This is a genomic window from Planotetraspora thailandica (assembly GCF_016863335.1).
Classification (GTDB): domain Bacteria; phylum Actinomycetota; class Actinomycetes; order Streptosporangiales; family Streptosporangiaceae; genus Planotetraspora; species Planotetraspora thailandica.
The window spans coordinates 133756-149477 of sequence record NZ_BOOR01000031.1 but is presented as its reverse complement, the minus strand read 5'-3'; the positions used below and the strand labels follow the sequence as shown (position 1 = coordinate 149477).

Genomic DNA, 15722 nt, shown 5'->3' with positions numbered 1-15722 from the left:
GTCACCGTATCCCCGGAATCCCGCAAGGCTCCCGGGGAAGATCGAGCGGCCGGTCAGACAGTGCTGCGAGGCGGGGTTGGGGTGCCGTACAGGCGCTTGGCGTAGGAGGCGTAGACGCGGGGGCTGTATTTCTCGGCCAGTGGCAGGATGCGCTCCTCCTCCAGAGCCGTGTGCTCCACGAGCGCCGAGTTGAGACGTTCGAGGGCGCCGGCAAGCCCGTCACGGTGGCGGACCGCCGCGGTGCCGCACCAGGGATCGAGTTCCTTCTTGATCCCCTGGTTCGCCTCGTCGATGGCCTCGTGCTGCCCTTCCATCACATGTACGACGGCGGCGACGTCGTCCGACCCGCGGTCGAGGAGTTTCGGCCACAGCAGCGCGTCCTCGGCCGCGTGATGGCCATGGAGGACGCCGGAGATGAACTCGATGTGATCGGCGACCTGGCCGGCCCGGTTCACATCGCTCTCACCGACGCCGCGGACCACATCCACCGTCAGGCCGAATTCTCTGCGCATAAGAATGTGCGCCATATACATGTCGCGTATGTCGGCCATACGCTCTTGCTCTACCGCCACGTCTGGCCGGCTTGCCATAGCTGAGCGCGCGCCCGCCGTTCCGGCTGGAAGGCGGGCGCTTTGCCGATCAGGTCACGTCTGGTCGGCGTACCAGACGTTGGTGCATTGAAGAGCCCCGTTGTGGCGAAGGCAAACCCGTACGGGGGTGTGCCAGTTGTTGATCGTGGGGGAATGAACGGTGTTTCCCGTCGCGTAGACCGTTCTCTGGCAATACTCCCAGCTTCCGATCTGCTCCGTGAACCACCACTTCTTCGTGGTGTTGCGCTTGTCGGAGTCGGTGGCCCGGTCGATCGAGACGATGTCTCCGGCGGAGGCGTTCTCCACTCTGGCGTAGGACTGGTTGAACGCGCCACCGTTCATCAGCCGGACGGTCTTTCCGTGGAGCTTGGCGGGATAGGCGATATCACGACCATTCCAGCGGGAGCTGCCCGAACTGTAGAGCACTTCTTTGTAGACGTCGGGAAAAGACGCATTGCAGGCCGATGAGTCGGCCCTTGCGGTTGATCCGAACCCCGTCATGAAACCTGTTACAAGGATGGAGACCGACGCAATTCGAGTTAGCGTCCTCTTCAACCCATTTCCCCCTTATGGCTTGATTGCATGATCTGCCCCGCATGAAGTAGATCATGTGCATCTATTGCGTGCAAGGCTTGATAAGCGCGTAAATGCCTCATGTGCCGTAGGAGTTGCGCGGCTGTCGCCGGCTCCCGGTCGGCTTTGCGTGCATGAACCTGATCGGGTTCTCGTCCGACTGTGCAGGGTGACGGGAGGACGAGATGACCGACGAATTGCTGGTCGTGCGCGCCCAATTAGGCGAGCGGGCGGCACTGGCCGAGCTGGTGGCCCGATGGCGGATGCCGGTGTGGACGTACGTGCGGCGAATGCTGGACGCCGAGCGGGCCGACGACGTGTCCCAGGAGGTCTGGCTGGCCGTGCTGCGTGGCCTGCCCCGGCTGCGCGAGCCCGACCGGTTCGCACCCTGGCTGTTCACCATCGCCCGCCGTTCGGTGACCGACCGTCTGCGCGGCCAGTACGCCTTCCGGCAGGAGGACCTCGTCGGCGACGTCGTCGTCGAGGACCCGGTGGAGTCCTTGGTGGACCGCGCCGAGCTGGTGAGCCTCCTGTCGGAGCTGCCGGTGCTGGAGCGGGAGGTCCTCGTCCTGTTCTACCTGGAGGACCTGCCGGTTGAGGACTGCGCGCGGATCTGCCGGATCCCCGCCGGCACGGTCAAATCCCGGCTCAACCGGGCCCGTCGCCTGCTGCGTGAGCACCTGGAGAAGAAGGGATACCGGCCATGATCGAGGAGGAACCGCGTCTGTCGGCGCAGGAAATGATCGATCGGCTCGAGCCGTCGCTGTCCCTGAAGAGACGGGTTCGGGCGGTGGCGGCGCTGCTGGCAGGGCTGGCCGGTGCGGTCTTCGTGTCTGCGCTGTGGTGGAGCGAGCCCGACCCCTTGCCTGGCCGTACTCAGCTGGTCTTCGCCCTGCTCACCGTGTGCTGCCTGGCCTGGGCGGGATACGGCGGGTGGTTGCTGACGCGGCGGGTGCCCCTGTTCGCCACCGACCGGGTGATCGCCGCCTGGATGGGCCTTGCCGCCTCGGCCGCGACGACCACGGCCCTGGCCGCCGTCGCCGTGCAGCGCGGCACCGGCCTGGTCCCGGCTCTGGCGGTCGGAGGCCTGTTCGTCGCCGTGGCGCTGGTGCTGGCCGTACGGGCTCATGCGCGTCGGCGGGCGCTGCTGCGCCGCGTACGCGAGCTGACCGGCAGAGAGGAGAAGTGAAGAACAGGGCGGGCCGCCGATGGCGGCCCGCCCTTCCGTGCGATCGAGATCAGGCGTTCGCCGAGCGGAACTCGCCCGCTCCGCCGACGAGCGGCAGCATGACCGTGCTCTTCGTCGTGTCGAGGTTCAGCGTCGCGCCGGGGGTGGGCCGGATGGTGTACTCGTAGTCGCTCGACAGCAGCACGATGCCGATGCGGTGGCCCGCAGGGAACACGTAGTCATGCGGCTGCATGTCGAAGTCGAGGCGGTACTCGCTGCCCGGCTTGACCGGGGTGGTCTTCCAGATCGACTTGCGGTTCTGCGGATCCGTCCAGCCCCGCGTGATGATCTTGGCCTTGCCGTTCTGGTCGTAGTCCACGAGCAGCGCCGTGACGTTCGCGGCCGGCTGGCCGAACGACATCCGCAGCGATACCAGCGGCGTGCCGCTGAGCCTGACCGCACCGGACAGCGTCCCCGACTTGTAGGCCAGACGGTTGGGAGACGTCGCCGCGTCGGCGAGAGTCTGTGCCGTCTTCGTCGCGTCGTCGACGATCGTCTCGGTCACGGGCTTGCCCTGGCGGGTCTTGTCGTGGGTGAGGACGCCGGCGGCCCCGTTCGTGCCGGGCGCCAGGTTGAGCTCGGTGTCCGCCGCGGCCGGGTCGGGCCACTCGGGGTATTCCACCAGGCTCCTGTCCTCACGCTGGATCAGGGCTCGGGGGTCGTTCTCCACGCCGTTCTTGTAATCCCACAGGTAGCGGGTGAACCAGCGGTTGAGCACGTCGACGCTGGGGGAGCCGCCGTGCCCGCCCTGGTGCAGGTAGATCTTGTGCGGCACGCCGCGCGCCTTGAGCGCTTCGTACCACTGCGCGGCGTGCTTGGTCTTGACGTTCCAGTCGTTGAGCCCGTGCGCGACCAGCACCGCGGCATGGACCTTGCCGACGTCGTTCATGTAGTTGCGCTCGTCCCAGAAGGCGTTGTAGTCGCCGGTGACCCGGTCCTGCGCCTTCGCGAGCTCCTCGATGACGCTTCGGCAGATCTCCTTGTCCGCACGGGTGTAGACGTACTCCGCGAGCACATCGGTGTCCTCGCCCTGGTAGCCGCCGGCGGCGACGACGGCGCCGTTCGCGCGGTAGTAGTCGTACCAGCTCGAGATCGCCGAGATCGGCACGATGGCCTCGAGCCCCTGGACGCCGGTGCTCGCGACCGCGTTGGGCAGGGTGCCGTTGTACGAGGTGCCGATCATGCCGACCTTGCCGGTCGTCCAGGTCGCCTTGACCTCCGCGCCGGTGGCGTCGTAGGCCTTCGCGCGGCCGTTCAGCCAGTCGACGACGGACTTCGCACCAATGGTCTCGTTGCGCCCGCCGGTGGTCGGGCAGCCGTCGGACTTGCCGCTGCCCAGCGACTCGGCGTGGACCACCGCGAAACCGCGGGGCAGCCAGTTGGACTCGTGGCTGGTGCTGATGGCGGGCTGCGGGCCGGTGGCCGCAGCGGACGCGGCGACGCCGGCCCCTTCTGCGGTCGCGGCGGCCAGCCGCTCGTCGGACGCCGGGTCCAGCACCGCACCGCCGCGGTTCTGCCAGCCCTTGCCCGGGCGCAGAGCCTCGTAGAGCTCGTGGTCGACGTCGTGGTTCGTGATCGGGTTGCCGCCTGCGTAGTAGGGGCTGACCTCGTAGACGACGGGCGACTTCAGACCGTCCGTCTCGGTCTCCCGGAGCCGGGTGACCTCGGCGTGCACCCGGTCGTTCCGTCCGTCGCCGTCACTGTCGATCGGGGTCTGGACCCATACTTCCTGGCGGATCCAGTCGTTCCTGTTCGTCGAGAACACCGGCTGGGCCATGCCGTTCTGGAAGACCGGCCCGACGGGGGCGGCCGCGGCGGCGGGGGCCGAGGTCACGATCACTCCCGTAAGGACCGTGATGACGGCGAGACCCAGCGCCGCGGCGCCACGACGTGCTGATCCAGGACTACGAAGGGCGGTCGGAGCCAGAGGGCCCGTCACCCGGCGCGGTAAGGACATCGGCAAACTTCCCTAGCGATCAGGCGCCCGGGACCGGAGAAAAGGGCCTCGAGCGGATAAAGGGACCGTAAAGGCGGCTCGCTCGAGGCTATGAGTTAGATACGCCGAATGTCTTCGTACGACCGTTCTCTATTGATCGTGGCGTTTTCTACAAATGTCTTAAACCGGGTCGACATGCCTCCATGGGCAGGACAAGCGTGTGCGCACATCTTTTGTCAGGCAACTTATGGAGTGGTCAACACACTGCCGTAGAATCGGTCGCATGTCCGTCGTCACAGACCCATACGAGCCGCCGGCCGGACGCCGGCGCGGTTCCAACTTCGGCTGGTCTCTCGGCATGGTGCTGCGCCGCTGGCACGAGTACGTCGAGGAAGTGCTGAAGGACCTTCCGCACGGCAGCCGCGGGTACCACATCCTGGCCGTGGTCGTACACGAAGAGGTGCCGACGCAGAGCGCCCTGGCGGCCCGCCTGGTGATCGACCGCAGCATCCTGACGTACGTGATCGACGACCTTGAGAACGCCGGTCTCATCGAGCGGCGGTTGGACGCACGCGACCGGCGGGCCCGCCGGATCGTGGCCACCGAGCGTGGGCGCCAGGCACTCGCCGATGCAGAGCAGCGGGTCGCGCACGCCGAGGACCACGTGCTGGGCGGGCTGCCCGAGGAGCAGCGTGCCGCCTTTCGCGATTTCGCCGAGCGCGCCGCCGAGGCGATCCAGGACGCCGCACCCGGAACCGACCCCTGCATCGCGGTGACGAGCGTCCTTCCCCCGGCGGGCGAATCCGCCTCCTGACTTCCGATCCCTCCCGGACGCGGGGGCGAGGTCGCGTCCGGTCGATCGGCATTCGCCTGTCATTGCGTACGAGCCACGCCCCGCGATGATCTCCGCGTGATCAGGCAGATCTCAAGCGGCATGGTCGGTCTCCTTTCCGGCCTGCTGGGCTGGGGCCGGGGGGATGGGGAAGTTGCGGTTGAAGACGTTGTCCGGGTCGTAGGTCGCCTTGATGGCGCGCAGCCGGCTGAGGCTGGGCTCGGGCCAGGCGTCCAGGAGCCGTTCCGGACTGGTCTCGGACTCGAAGCTGAGGTACATGCCGTCGAGGTGCTCGTACAGGTCGGCCCAGAGCTTGTCGAGCTGGGACCGGCGGTCCGGAACGGTGGCGGCGAGCACCGAGAAGTTCTGTTCCCGGTGCGGATAGGCGGTCGCGTCGCGGGCGACGTCGTTGACGGCTCCGCCCACGGATCGGAACTGCATGATCATCACGTCGCCGGAGCGGATCATGGTCGCCATGGCGTCCGCCGCCTGCGGTGTGATGTGGTGCAGCAGGCCGCTGTGGGTGTCCACCAGTCCCTGGCCGCGCTGCTGATTGCCGGGCGGTGCGACGATCGCCGAGTACGGCGCGAGCTGGGCCTGCTGGTCGAGGATCGGCCCGATCTCCAGGAACGGGCTCAGGGCGGTCTGCGCCGCTTCGACGTCGTCTCCGGCGTAGACGAGAGTGACCTGGGCCATCGGCGGGTCACCGCGGCGGCCGGGGAACAGGGAGAGGAAGCTGGTGATCTCCCGTGGCGCGCCCTCGACGAGCCGGCCCCATCGGCCGAGCAGCTCCGCGGTGTCGGTCGCGTCGACGACGAGCTGGGCGTAGACGACGTCGTCGACCTCGTACGCCTCCAGTTCGAGGGCGGTCACGACGCCGAAGTTGCCGCCGGCGCCGCGGATCGCCCAGAACAGGTCGGGGTGATGGTTTTCGTCGACGCGGAGCAGATCGCCGTCCGCGGTGACGATCTCGGCGGCGACGATGTGGTCGATGGTCAGGCCGTACTTGCGTGCCAGGTATCCGAGGCCGGCGGTGGTGGCGAGACCGCCCACGCCCACGTCGCCGTAGTCGCCCGAGCTCATCGCCAGGCCGTACGGGGCGAGTGCCTGGGCGACGTGTCCCCAGCGGACGCCCGGCTCGAGGCGGATCCGGCGGGTGGCCCGGTCGAGCACCTCGACCTTGTTCATCTTGGACATGTCGATGACGATTCCGCCGTCGTTCGTCGACCGGCCGCTGATGCCGTGCCCGCCGCTGCGGACGGACAGCGGCACGTTCTGCGTCCGCGCGTAGGCCAGGGCGTCGATCACGTCGGGGGCGCCCTCGGGGCGGATCACCAGGGCAGGCGATCCCTGCCGGCTGTAGCTGTGACGCACCCGCTCATAATCCGGGTCGCCGGGTTCGACGGATGCGGCGGCCAGTGTCGCGGGCAGCGCGTCGTAGTCGAGGCCGGGCAGGCGCTTGGCCAGGACGACCGCCGGCCGGACCCGACCCGTCGCCGTCCCGCTCTCCTTGCGCTCCTTGGTCACGGCCTCACGCAGCGCGGGCGCGACCTCCTGCCCGAACGTCTGGATGAGGCGCGGGTCGTCGCGGCCGACGAGGAACGCGCTGAACCCCTCCTCGAGCACCAACGGGAGCAGCTGGTCGACCCACTGCTCGGGCGGCCCCTGCAGGAAGCCGCGGTTGTCCGGGGAGAAGCCCACCTGCATGAGGTTGAGCAGCCTGCGGATCTGCCGCGGGTCACGCCCGGCCTCGGCGGCCGCGTCATCGATCATGCGGTTGGCCGTGACGCGGTCGGGGGACTGGATGTATTCCTGGGTCGGCAACCAGCCGTCGGCCTTGGCCCCGGTCAGCGCGAGCATCCGGGGCTTGTAGGACCCCAGCCAGATGCTGATGTCGTGCGCCGGCGCGGGACCTCGTCGCATCCCCGGAACGGGATAGTGCTCGCCCCGCAGGCGCAGCGGCCCCTTGGCCGAGCCGTCCCATACGCCGCGCAGTATCTCGATCGCCTCGCTCAGCGCCTCCACGCCCTGGCCCGCGGTCAGCCGCCGGCCGCCCATGCCCTCGATCGCGTCCCAGAACGCCCCGGCGCCCAGGCCGAGCTCGAACCGGCCCTTCGAGAGCAGGTCCAGGCTCGCCGCGGCCCGGGCCAGCACCGCCGGCGCTCGCAGCGGCAGGTTCAGCACGTTCGCCGAGACGCGTATCCGCTCCGTCCGGGCCGCGACCCAGCTCAGCAGCGTCCAGGTGTCGAGGAACTCCGAGTTGTACGGATGGTCCTGGAAGGTGGCCAGGTCCAAACCTGCCGCCTCGGTCAGCTCGGCCAGCGCCACCACCCGGTCCGGGTCGTGCGAGCTCGGCAAGATGAACGTCCCGAACAGCAGTTCGTGGCCGTAATCGGGCATCGCCCTACTCCCTCGTCTAAGAATCGTTGATCGACAATCAAGTCTGACTGTCAAATCGTTTGTCCACCAACCTATCTGATTCTGAGATTATTCCGGGCTCTGTGGCAGGTGCCCACCGGCTCCTCATGACGGAGGATGTCCGTGGCCGTGGGGGGCGATAATGTGTCGGCTTCGCCCGGGTCCTGATGACTTCGCGCCTGCCTCGGTACGGTTCGACGGACTGCGCAATCGGGTCGACCCGGCCTGGCCAACGCTGACGAGAGAGGGATACGTCGATGCGCCGGTTCACAAGTTGGAAGACCTGGAGCGACGCTCAGGCGCCTCTGCGGGATTCGCTGCCCGAGGCCGTCCTCACCGACGTCGCCGCAGCGGTCGCGTTCGCGGCCGAGCGGCACGCGGACCAGCAGCGGCCGACCGGTGTCCCGTACATGGAGCATCTTCTGGAGGCCCTGGAGGTCGCCGTGGTCGGGGCCGGGGTGCGGGATCGGGATGTGCTGGTCGCGATCGTGCTGCACGACGTGGTCGAGGACACGCCATGCGAGCCGGAGGAGATCCGCGACCGGTTCGGCGAGCAGGTCGCCGACCTTGTGGCGTGGGTGACCAAGCCGCCCACGCCATCCGGTGCCGACAAGGCCGCCGTCAAGCAGGGGTACCTGCGGGCGCTGGCGGACGCGCCGCGAGTCGCCGTCCTCGTCAAGCTCGCCGACCGGGTCAGCAACGTGCAGGAACTGCACCGCATGTCATCCGATTTCCAGCGCCGTTATCACCGGGAGACGCTCGACTACATCGTCCCGCTCGCCGCGGCCGACCCCTGGTTCGCCGACTGGTTCCGGACCTGGCGCGAGGAGTGGCGTCATCTGGAGACCGATCACGCGAACTGAGGCCGGCCGGCGCCGTGCCGGCATGTGCTCAGCGCGAATACGCCCTCGCCGTATCAGTGCGGACGATCGGATCAAGCCCGATGACCTGATCCGGACATCTGCGCGCTGCTGGCTTGCGACGGCATTGCGGCGATGTCAGCCGTTCTGATCGCGGGTCTCCCACGGCGGCGGGCTGCTCGGGTCGAGCGGGCAGGCATCGAACAGGACCGCCGACGGCACACCCATGCGGGCACCGCCGCTGTCGGCGATCCATCTCACGATTTGTGCGGGGTCGGTCGAGCCGTCACCCAGCCCCTCGAAGTAGGCGCGGTGCGCGCTCAGCGATGCGACGCCCCGATCGACGAATCCGGTCACATCGACACCGCAGTTCGGGTCGTCGGTGCCGCCGAAACAGATGTACCGCACCCCCGGCCAGGGCTCGAGGCCGTCCTCGATCAGCTCAGGAAAGACCCACCGGTTGCCGGCGTCCCGTACGGCGTCCAGCGTGGCGAGACCGACGGCGCGGTGGTCGGCCTGGTTGAGGAGACCACCGACCATCCGTTCGGCGAAGGTCCCGGTGAAGACGACATCGGGCCGGTGCCGCCGGATGGCGCGCGCGATGTCGCGCCGCAGCGGCAGCCCATACTCCACAACGCCGTCACGGTGGTCGAGAAACTCCACCACGTCGACGCCGACCTCGCGGGCGCCCTGCCGCTCCTCCTCTTCGCGGATCACGGCCGCCTCGCGCGGATCGAGCTTGTCGATGCCGGCTTCCCCTCGGGTCACCAGCAGGTAGACGATTTGCTTGCCCTGGGCCGTCCAGCGGGCCACCGCGGACGCCGCCCCGTACTCGAGATCGTCCGGGTGCGCGGCCACGCAGAGCGCGCTGTGCCAGTCTTCCCGCAGAGCGGGGAGTAACGGTGGTTGGGGGGTCATGTCGCGATGATAGGCAGGCGCTCGTGACGACTTCAACGAGTCATCACCTGGCCCACGGCCGGCACTTCGGACCCCTCGATGTGCCCCGCCGAGCCGTGACCCCGAGCCGCATCCCGGGTGGTCGACGGCCAGGTGACAGGGGGCTTCCCGGAAGGACCGGCCGGTCTCGCTCACATGGCGTAGCGGATAATTACGCTAAGTAGTAGTCTGGCAGTCCCGTTCGCCCGCCCCCCACTAGATCGGTAAGGGAGCGGAAATGCCGGCCTCGCACATTCCACCGCCGGACCAGTCAGGCCTCGAAGCATGGATTCGCCAGCTGCTTCGCCTCACGGGAGCCTGCGCGACCACAAGCCTCTCCACCGCTTCTCTGCCGCTCGGGGAGGAGCGCGGTGGCCTCGGCCCTGGCTGAGGGCGGCCGACTCCGATCGTCTGACGATCGCCCGGGCCGGGTCAGTGCCGTGTAACCAGGTGAGGCGGTGGTGTCAGTCCGTAACGCACCACGACGTCGTCGAACCAGTCGGGATCGCCGTAGGTCAGGCCGTATCTGGCCGCGAGGTCGGCGAATTCGGGCGTCGCGTGGAGCTTCACGCCGGACGCCGGTTTGACGGAGCCGAGCAGCTCGCTGAGCTCGCGGAAGTAGTTCTCGAAGCCGCCCGGTGTGATGACCTCGATGATGCGGCCGGGCACCGTCCCCGCGTTCCACATGGCGTGCATCTGCCCCCGTGGTTTGGTGATGTAGCCGCCGGGCCCCAAGACGACCTCGTCGGCGTCGGACCGGAAGCCGATCTCGCCCTCGAGCACGATGGAGTGCTCGTCCTCCCGCGTGTGGCGGTGCGGCGCGGTGATCGTGCCCACGGCGAACGGATGCTCGACGATGGCCACTTCGCCGTTGTTGTCGCGGCTGTAGAGCTTGAAGACCGCGCCGAATCCCAGGATGGCGGCCGACTCACCGCCGCCGGGCGGCACCACCTCCACAGCCGGTGCGCCGGAGAGGGTCATCAGGTCCTGCCCTTCTTCGTGTTCACTCCGCGTCAGCAGATGCGGGGCCTTCTGTTACAGCACCGAACCCTTACTCGTCCGACAGCGCCTTCTTCGCAAGGCGTTCGAACTCCGACGGTGGGCGAAGACCCGAGATCAACTCTCCCGCGATGAACCAGCTCGGCGTTGCCTGTACGCCGAACCGGGTGCCCATCGACTCGACTTCGACAAGGTTCGCTGATGCGGCGCCATCGATCAGCGCGGCACACAGCGCGCTGAGATCCACACCGACCTCGACCGCGTGCTGAGCGATCACCACCATGTCGCCGAGGTCCTCGCCGAGCGCGAAATGTGCGGCGAACAGCCCCCTGTTGAAGTCGCCCGACACTTTGGGTTGGAACAGGCGAACCCACTCCGCCGCAGCCAATGCCGTTCGGGTGTTGGGCAGCCGAGCCGGCCAGTTCAACGGCAGGCCGGCCCGAGCCGCCTCACGTTCGAGTGAGGCGTACATCGGCCCGACACGTGGCCCCGCGTCGATTCCCTCAAGCGGGATTTCGGGATGGATCTGAAATGGCAGGTGGACGACATCCAGGCCGCGTTCTTCGAGGATGTCGTTCCGCTGTTGTCCCACGTAACAGAACGGGCAGATGAAGTCGAACCAATGCAGGATCGGCGCACTCGCCATCACGTCACTCCCTCGCCATAACGAGCCGAACGGCCACAGAGTCGAGCAGTTTCCGCCAGGACCTCTCGAATTTGCCGACGCCCTCGTCTTCGAGCACCCGGAACACGTCGCTCAGGTTGATGCCGACGCCGGCGAGCCGATCGAAGACCTCCCGCGCCTGCATAGCGGTGCCGCTGACCGTGTCACCAGTGATATGAGCGTGGTCGGCGACAGCGAAGAGAGTCTCCTCCGGCATGGTGCTGACGGCGCCGGCGACGACGAGCTCGTCGACATAGCGGGTGTCGGGGTACCGGGGATTCTTCACGCTCGTGGACGCCCAAAGCGGGCGCTGCGGCCGGGCGCCCGCGGCGGCCAGCGCGTGCCACCGGTCTGTGGCGAAGAGCTCCTCGAACACGCCGAAGGCCACGCGGGCGTTGGCGATCGCGGCCACGCCGCGCAGCGATCTGGCCTTGTCGGTGCCGATGGCGTCGAGCCGCCTGTCGACCTCGGTGTCCATTCTGGACACGAAGAACGACGCCACCGAGGCGATCCGGCCGAGGTAGTGGCCATTGGCTTCGGCCTGCTCGATGCCGGCGAAGAAGGCGTCGACCACGGCTCGGTACCGGTCGGGCGAGAAGATCAGCGTGACATTGACGCTGATGCCCTCCGCCAGAACAGCGGTGATGGCCGGCAGGCCTTCCTTGGTCGCCGGGATCTTCACGAAGACGTTGGGCCGGTGCACGGCCTCCCATAGCCGCCGCGCCTCGGCCACCGTCGCGCCGGTGTCCCTGGCCAACCGGGGGTCCACCTCGATGGACACCCAGCCGTCCGTGCCGTCCGTCGCGTGGTGAACGCCGCGGAAGAGGTCGGCGGCCTCACGGACGTCCGTGGTCGTCAGTTCGCGGACCGCGGTGTCCGGGTCGGCGCCGTCGACGGCCAGTTCGTGGAGCCGGCCGTCGTAGGCCTCGCCGTACGAGATCGCGTTCTCGAAGATCGTCGGGTTCGTCGTGACACCGGACACGTGGTGGTCGCGGATGAGCTCGGCAAGGTTGCCTGAGATCAGCCGTTCCCGCGACAGATCGTCGAGCCAGATGGACACCCCGGCCTCGGCCAGCCTGGCAAGTCGGTCGATACGGCGCATGATTCTTCCCTTCTGGCGTCAGGAGGCGAGCGAGGCGGGCGCGGCGTCCCTACGGCGTCGGCGGTGAAACCCGAACTCGCGGAACATGTTTCCTAGTTGCGTTACATCCAATGAATGTAACGTAACGCCCCTCGCCGCCACAAGTCACCCCGTGCGGGCGGTGGTGTTACAGTCACATGCTGTAACGTATCCAGTATGATGTGACGCCAGTCGTCATCCGCGAGGTGATCCATGGTCCGAGCACGACAACCGCAGAGCGAGCAGCGTGGCGGCAACGGTGTGAAGGGTGAGACCGACCGGGCGCATCCCGGCGGCCGGCCTCGGGACGCGGCCATCGACGAGGCCATCATCCTGGCCACCCGCGAGCGGCTGGTACGCGACGGCTACTCGAGGATGACGATCGGTGACATCGTCGCCGACGCCAAGGTGACCCGTCCCACGCTCTATCGCCGCTGGAGCAACAAGTTCGACCTGGTGGTCGACGCGCTCGACTACGGATTTCGCAAGCAGCGCGACATGTACACCGTCGACCTGTCCGAGCTGGAGCCTCGCGACGCGCTCGTCGAGGCCGTCCGCCGACTCGACCCCGCCTACTTCAACCCCGACGCCATGGTGCTGATGGGCAACTTCGCCGGCGAGGCGATCCGCACTCCGGAACTGCTGGAGATCCTGCGCACGCATGCCGTCGAGCCCCGCGTCGCCCTGATCGAGGAGGCGCTGAAGCAGCTGCAGGAACGCCGCGCGGTCGGCGCCGACATCGACACCCGCATGATCGCCATGATGTGTTTCGGCAGCTACTTCGCCGCGTTCTACGCCGGGGATCCGACGGACGAGATTCCCGAACGCGTCGTGGCCGTGCTGTGGCCGGCCATCGACGCCGCCCCGGGACGGGGTTCTGGCACCGGACGATCCACGTGACCATGACTTCCGTGACGGTCGAGAACGATCTCGTCTTCGCCACTGTCGGCGGGACCGAACTCGGGCTGGATCTGTACCGCGCACCGCAGCCCGACGCGCCTCTGGTGCTGTACGTCCACGGTGGCGGCTGGCGGCATGGCGACAAGGCGGACGGGAGCGCCGAGCGGCTGGCGCCGCTGGCCGCGTACGGCGTGACGGTGGCGTCGGTGAACTACCGGCTGGTGCCCGACGCGGTCTTTCCCGACCAGATGCACGACATGAAGGGGGCTGTGCGCTGGCTGCGGGCCCACGGTCCGCGCCTGGGCGTGGCGACCGAGCGGATCGGCGTCTGGGGTGCATCGGCCGGGGCCTATCTCGGCTCCCTGCTGGCCCTGACCCCCGGGGACGCGGAGTTCGAGGGTACGGTCGGCGGCAATCTCGATCAGTCCAGCGAAGTGCAGGCCGTCGTCCATTGGTTCGGTCAGTCCGACCTGCTGGTGTCCGGCTCCCGCAGCGAACTCGAAGCCGGCCTTCTGCCGTTCGCATTCGAGGCGGATCTGCTCGGCGTGTCCGACGTCGCCGACGTCGCCGACCGCGCCCGGGAGCTGAGTTTGCCGTCCCGCGTCAGTCCGCAGGCTCCGCCCTTCCTGATCGCGCACGGCGACAGGGACCGGGTGATCCCGCCTTCGGAAGGCGAAGCCCTGCATCACGCGCTGAGCAGGGCCGGGGTGAACACCCGCTTCGACCTGCTGGGCGGGGCCGGACACGAGGGAGCGGAGTTCGACAGCCCAGCCTCGCTCGCCGTCACGGCGGCATGGTTGCGCGCCGTACTGCGCTGACCTCGCCCCGATGCCGTTCGCGGCCCGCCGTACGGGGGATTGGAGCTGTCACATCACGCGCGGCGAGCGGACGATGCATGGGCGGGCGTCGACGCGAGCGTGCAGGATTCGGGAAACAGCGGAACCCATACCAATCCGCTGGCCGGTCGACTCCGAACAACTGGCGAAAGAGGCGTAGTGGGCCGGTGGCGGAGGAGGGTTTATGGGCCCGAGGAAACCAACCGTGCGGCCGTCCGAGGGGGGCGGGCAGGCCGGCGAGGTGGGGCTGGAGGGGCTGCTGCGGCGGGTGGCCAGGGGGGACCGCGCGGCCTTCGAGGAGGTGTACGAGCAGGTCGCCGGCCAGGTCTACGGCCTGGCTCTGCGGGTGTTGCGCGATCCGGCGCAGAGCGAGGAGGTCGCTCAGGACGTGCTGGTAGAGGTGTGGCGCAGCGCCGCCCGGTACGAACCGTCCAGGGGGTCGGCAAGGGCATGGGTGATGACCATCGCCCACCGCCGCGCCGTGGACCGGGTCCGCTCGGCGCAGGCGGCGGTGAACCGCGAGGAGCGGGTGGCCCGCCTGGACGTGCGGCGCCCGTTCGATGAGGTCGCCGACTCGGTGGAGAAGACGCTGGAGCTCGAACGGCTGCGCCGCTGCCTGAACGGGCTGACCGAACTGCAGCGCGAATCAGTGACCTTCGCCTATTACGACGGATACTCCTACCGCGAGGTGGCCGAGCTCTTGAAGGTGCCGCTGGCGACCGTGAAGACCCGGATGCGCGACGGACTGATCCGCATGCGTGACTGCCTGGGGGTGGAACGATGAACGTTGCCGGCGGGCACGACCCGCACACGCTGGCGGGCGCCTACGCGCTCGACGCCATCGACGACCTCGACCGGCGCCGCTTCGAAGACCATCTGGACACCTGCGAGGAGTGCGCGCAGGAGGTGAGCGGCCTGACGGAGACCGCGGCCTGGCTGGCACAGGCCGTCGCCGCCCCGCCGCCGCCCGGCATGCGCGCGGCGGTGATGGCCGAGATCGGCCGGGTTCGCCAGCTTCCTCCGGCGGTCGGATCCACGCCCGACGGCGGGCGTGTCACCAGGACGGGCAGGGCGCGGTGGTGGCCGCGGGTGGCCGCGGGGCTCGCCGCCGCGGGTGTGGCCGCCGCCGTGGTGGCCGGCACGTTCGCCGTCCGGACGCAGGACGAACTGGAGCGCATCAAGGCGGGCGACCGGCAGGTGGTCGCGGTGCTGGCCGCCCCGGACGCCCGTACGGTCTCCGCGACGGCGGGCCGCGACACGACCGGCACGGCCGTGGTCTCGCGTTCGCAGGGCAAGCTGGTGTTCGTCTCCTCGGGGCTGGCCGCCCTGCCGTCGTCGCGGACCTATCAGCTGTGGCGGATCGCTCCGGACGGGATCCGGTCGGCCGGGCTGCTTCATCCGGACGGCTCCGGCCAGGTGGCACCGGTGATCGTCGACACCGGGGGAGACGTCGAGCAGGTGGGCGTGACAGTCGAACCGGCCGGCGGGTCGGAGCAGCCCACCACGCAGCCGATGTTGCTCCTCGACCTTCCCACTGCCTGAAAGACCGGCTGGAGAGCACTGGCCGGGCGCGGGGCGGCCTGAGCCGTGGGTGCTCATGAACGAGAGCACCCACGGCGCCGGATTGTTCGCCGAGCCTCTACTGGGTCTTGGGGGGAGTGTTCAGTTACTCCCCGTAAACTGTTGTTTGCGATATTCGAACAAAATCCTCATCCGTCCGTACCACGGTCGGATCGCACATCGAGGCACCCGGTCCCGGCGAGGCGACGCGCACCGCGCATGAAGGCCGGCATCGATCATCATCCGCTTCACCCGGGGAAGCGCGGTCAT

At 68.5% G+C, this 15722-nt stretch carries 16 protein-coding genes; 8 read left to right on the top strand and 8 right to left on the bottom strand.

Annotated elements, in window-relative coordinates:
* Positions 1-53: 53 nt before the first annotated feature.
* Together Pth03_RS21470 and Pth03_RS21465 are read right to left on the bottom strand one after the other, a co-directional pair.
* Positions 54-533, bottom strand: a complete 480-nt coding sequence (locus tag Pth03_RS21470; protein WP_275413158.1) for a hemerythrin domain-containing protein — start codon at positions 531-533, stop codon at positions 54-56.
* Positions 534-644: 111 nt separating this feature from the next.
* A complete protein-coding gene (locus tag Pth03_RS21465) occupies positions 645-932 on the bottom strand; it encodes a hypothetical protein (protein ID WP_203946119.1) in 288 nt (95 codons plus the stop codon).
* A gap of 416 nt (positions 933-1348) precedes the next feature.
* Here Pth03_RS21465 and Pth03_RS21460 point away from each other — a divergent pair, with 416 nt between their 5' ends.
* Positions 1349-1870 carry an RNA polymerase sigma factor gene (locus tag Pth03_RS21460; protein WP_203946118.1) on the top strand — a complete coding sequence of 174 codons (522 nt, stop codon included), beginning with the start codon at positions 1349-1351 and terminating at the stop codon, positions 1868-1870.
* On the top strand, positions 1867-2352 hold the full coding sequence (locus tag Pth03_RS21455; protein ID WP_239119246.1) for a hypothetical protein: 486 nt from the start codon (positions 1867-1869) through the stop codon (positions 2350-2352). The genes Pth03_RS21460 and Pth03_RS21455 overlap by 4 nt, the downstream gene beginning before the upstream one ends.
* 49 nt (positions 2353-2401) lie before the next feature.
* On the opposite strand, the gene Pth03_RS21450 is transcribed toward Pth03_RS21455, so the two are convergent.
* Positions 2402-4264 carry a Xaa-Pro dipeptidyl-peptidase gene (locus Pth03_RS21450; RefSeq protein WP_444544175.1) on the bottom strand — a complete coding sequence of 621 codons (1863 nt, stop codon included), beginning with the start codon at positions 4262-4264 and terminating at the stop codon, positions 2402-2404.
* A gap of 346 nt (positions 4265-4610) precedes the next feature.
* On the opposite strand from Pth03_RS21450, the gene Pth03_RS21445 reads away from it, so the two are divergent.
* Positions 4611-5141, top strand: coding sequence for a MarR family winged helix-turn-helix transcriptional regulator (locus Pth03_RS21445; protein ID WP_203946116.1), 531 nt, complete (start codon positions 4611-4613; stop codon positions 5139-5141).
* Positions 5142-5252: 111 nt separating this feature from the next.
* On the opposite strand, the gene Pth03_RS21440 is transcribed toward Pth03_RS21445, so the two are convergent.
* Positions 5253-7559, bottom strand: coding sequence for an LLM class flavin-dependent oxidoreductase (locus Pth03_RS21440; protein ID WP_203946115.1), 2307 nt, complete (start codon positions 7557-7559; stop codon positions 5253-5255).
* A 275-nt stretch (positions 7560-7834) separates the two neighbouring features.
* Between Pth03_RS21440 and Pth03_RS21435 the strand changes: the two genes are divergently transcribed.
* Entirely contained in the window at positions 7835-8440 is a 606-nt protein-coding gene (locus Pth03_RS21435; RefSeq protein ID WP_203946114.1) for an HD domain-containing protein, read from the top strand.
* A 135-nt stretch (positions 8441-8575) separates the two neighbouring features.
* Here Pth03_RS21435 and Pth03_RS21430 read toward each other — a convergent pair whose 3' ends face one another.
* The 4 genes from Pth03_RS21430 to tal all read right to left on the bottom strand — a co-directional run bounded on the left by Pth03_RS21430 (position 8576) and on the right by tal (position 12138).
* On the bottom strand, positions 8576-9355 hold the full coding sequence (locus Pth03_RS21430) for a PIG-L deacetylase family protein (protein ID WP_203946113.1): 780 nt from the start codon (positions 9353-9355) through the stop codon (positions 8576-8578).
* A 450-nt stretch (positions 9356-9805) separates the two neighbouring features.
* Complete coding sequence (locus Pth03_RS21425) at positions 9806-10354, bottom strand: cupin domain-containing protein (RefSeq protein WP_203946112.1); 549 nt, start codon at positions 10352-10354, stop codon at positions 9806-9808.
* Positions 10355-10424: 70 nt separating this feature from the next.
* Positions 10425-11018 (bottom strand): DsbA family oxidoreductase, encoded by a 594-nt coding sequence (locus Pth03_RS21420; RefSeq protein WP_203946111.1) that lies wholly within the window; start codon positions 11016-11018, stop codon positions 10425-10427.
* A gap of 4 nt (positions 11019-11022) precedes the next feature.
* A complete protein-coding gene (gene tal / locus Pth03_RS21415; protein ID WP_203946110.1) occupies positions 11023-12138 on the bottom strand; it encodes a transaldolase in 1116 nt (371 codons plus the stop codon).
* A 231-nt stretch (positions 12139-12369) separates the two neighbouring features.
* On the opposite strand from tal, the gene Pth03_RS21410 reads away from it, so the two are divergent.
* The 4 genes from Pth03_RS21410 (at position 12370) to Pth03_RS21395 (ending at position 15434) form a co-directional block, all read left to right on the top strand.
* Entirely contained in the window at positions 12370-13056 is a 687-nt protein-coding gene (locus Pth03_RS21410) for a TetR/AcrR family transcriptional regulator (protein WP_203946109.1), read from the top strand.
* 11 nt (positions 13057-13067) lie between these two features.
* The gene (locus Pth03_RS21405; RefSeq protein ID WP_203946108.1) at positions 13068-13874 is read left to right on the top strand and encodes an alpha/beta hydrolase; all 807 of its coding nucleotides are present in this window, start codon (positions 13068-13070) and stop codon (positions 13872-13874) included.
* 202 nt (positions 13875-14076) lie between these two features.
* Positions 14077-14676 carry an ECF RNA polymerase sigma factor SigK gene (gene sigK / locus Pth03_RS21400; protein WP_203946107.1) on the top strand — a complete coding sequence of 200 codons (600 nt, stop codon included), beginning with the start codon at positions 14077-14079 and terminating at the stop codon, positions 14674-14676.
* The gene (locus Pth03_RS21395) at positions 14673-15434 is read left to right on the top strand and encodes an anti-sigma factor (RefSeq protein WP_203946106.1); all 762 of its coding nucleotides are present in this window, start codon (positions 14673-14675) and stop codon (positions 15432-15434) included. The genes sigK and Pth03_RS21395 overlap by 4 nt, the downstream gene beginning before the upstream one ends.
* Positions 15435-15722: the final 288 nt, after the last annotated feature.

Bases quoted from the DNA above. Each gene is read 5' to 3' on its own strand.
- Pth03_RS21470 (WP_275413158.1), bottom strand. From the start codon at position 533: ATGTATATGGCGCACATTCTTATGCGCAGAGAATTCGGCCTGACGGTG.
- Pth03_RS21465 (WP_203946119.1), bottom strand. From the start codon at position 932: ATGAACGGTGGCGCGTTCAACCAGTCCTACGCCAGAGTGGAGAACGCC.
- Pth03_RS21460 (WP_203946118.1), top strand. From the start codon at position 1,349: ATGACCGACGAATTGCTGGTCGTGCGCGCCCAATTAGGCGAGCGGGCG.
- Pth03_RS21455 (WP_239119246.1), top strand. From the start codon at position 1,867: ATGATCGAGGAGGAACCGCGTCTGTCGGCGCAGGAAATGATCGATCGG.
- Pth03_RS21445 (WP_203946116.1), top strand. From the start codon at position 4,611: ATGTCCGTCGTCACAGACCCATACGAGCCGCCGGCCGGACGCCGGCGC.
- Pth03_RS21440 (WP_203946115.1), bottom strand. From the start codon at position 7,559: ATGCCCGATTACGGCCACGAACTGCTGTTCGGGACGTTCATCTTGCCG.
- Pth03_RS21435 (WP_203946114.1), top strand. From the start codon at position 7,835: ATGCGCCGGTTCACAAGTTGGAAGACCTGGAGCGACGCTCAGGCGCCT.
- Pth03_RS21430 (WP_203946113.1), bottom strand. From the start codon at position 9,355: ATGACCCCCCAACCACCGTTACTCCCCGCTCTGCGGGAAGACTGGCAC.
- Pth03_RS21425 (WP_203946112.1), bottom strand. From the start codon at position 10,354: ATGACCCTCTCCGGCGCACCGGCTGTGGAGGTGGTGCCGCCCGGCGGC.
- Pth03_RS21420 (WP_203946111.1), bottom strand. From the start codon at position 11,018: ATGGCGAGTGCGCCGATCCTGCATTGGTTCGACTTCATCTGCCCGTTC.
- tal (WP_203946110.1), bottom strand. From the start codon at position 12,138: ATGCGCCGTATCGACCGACTTGCCAGGCTGGCCGAGGCCGGGGTGTCC.
- Pth03_RS21410 (WP_203946109.1), top strand. From the start codon at position 12,370: ATGGTCCGAGCACGACAACCGCAGAGCGAGCAGCGTGGCGGCAACGGT.
- sigK (WP_203946107.1), top strand. From the start codon at position 14,077: ATGGGCCCGAGGAAACCAACCGTGCGGCCGTCCGAGGGGGGCGGGCAG.
- Pth03_RS21395 (WP_203946106.1), top strand. From the start codon at position 14,673: ATGAACGTTGCCGGCGGGCACGACCCGCACACGCTGGCGGGCGCCTAC.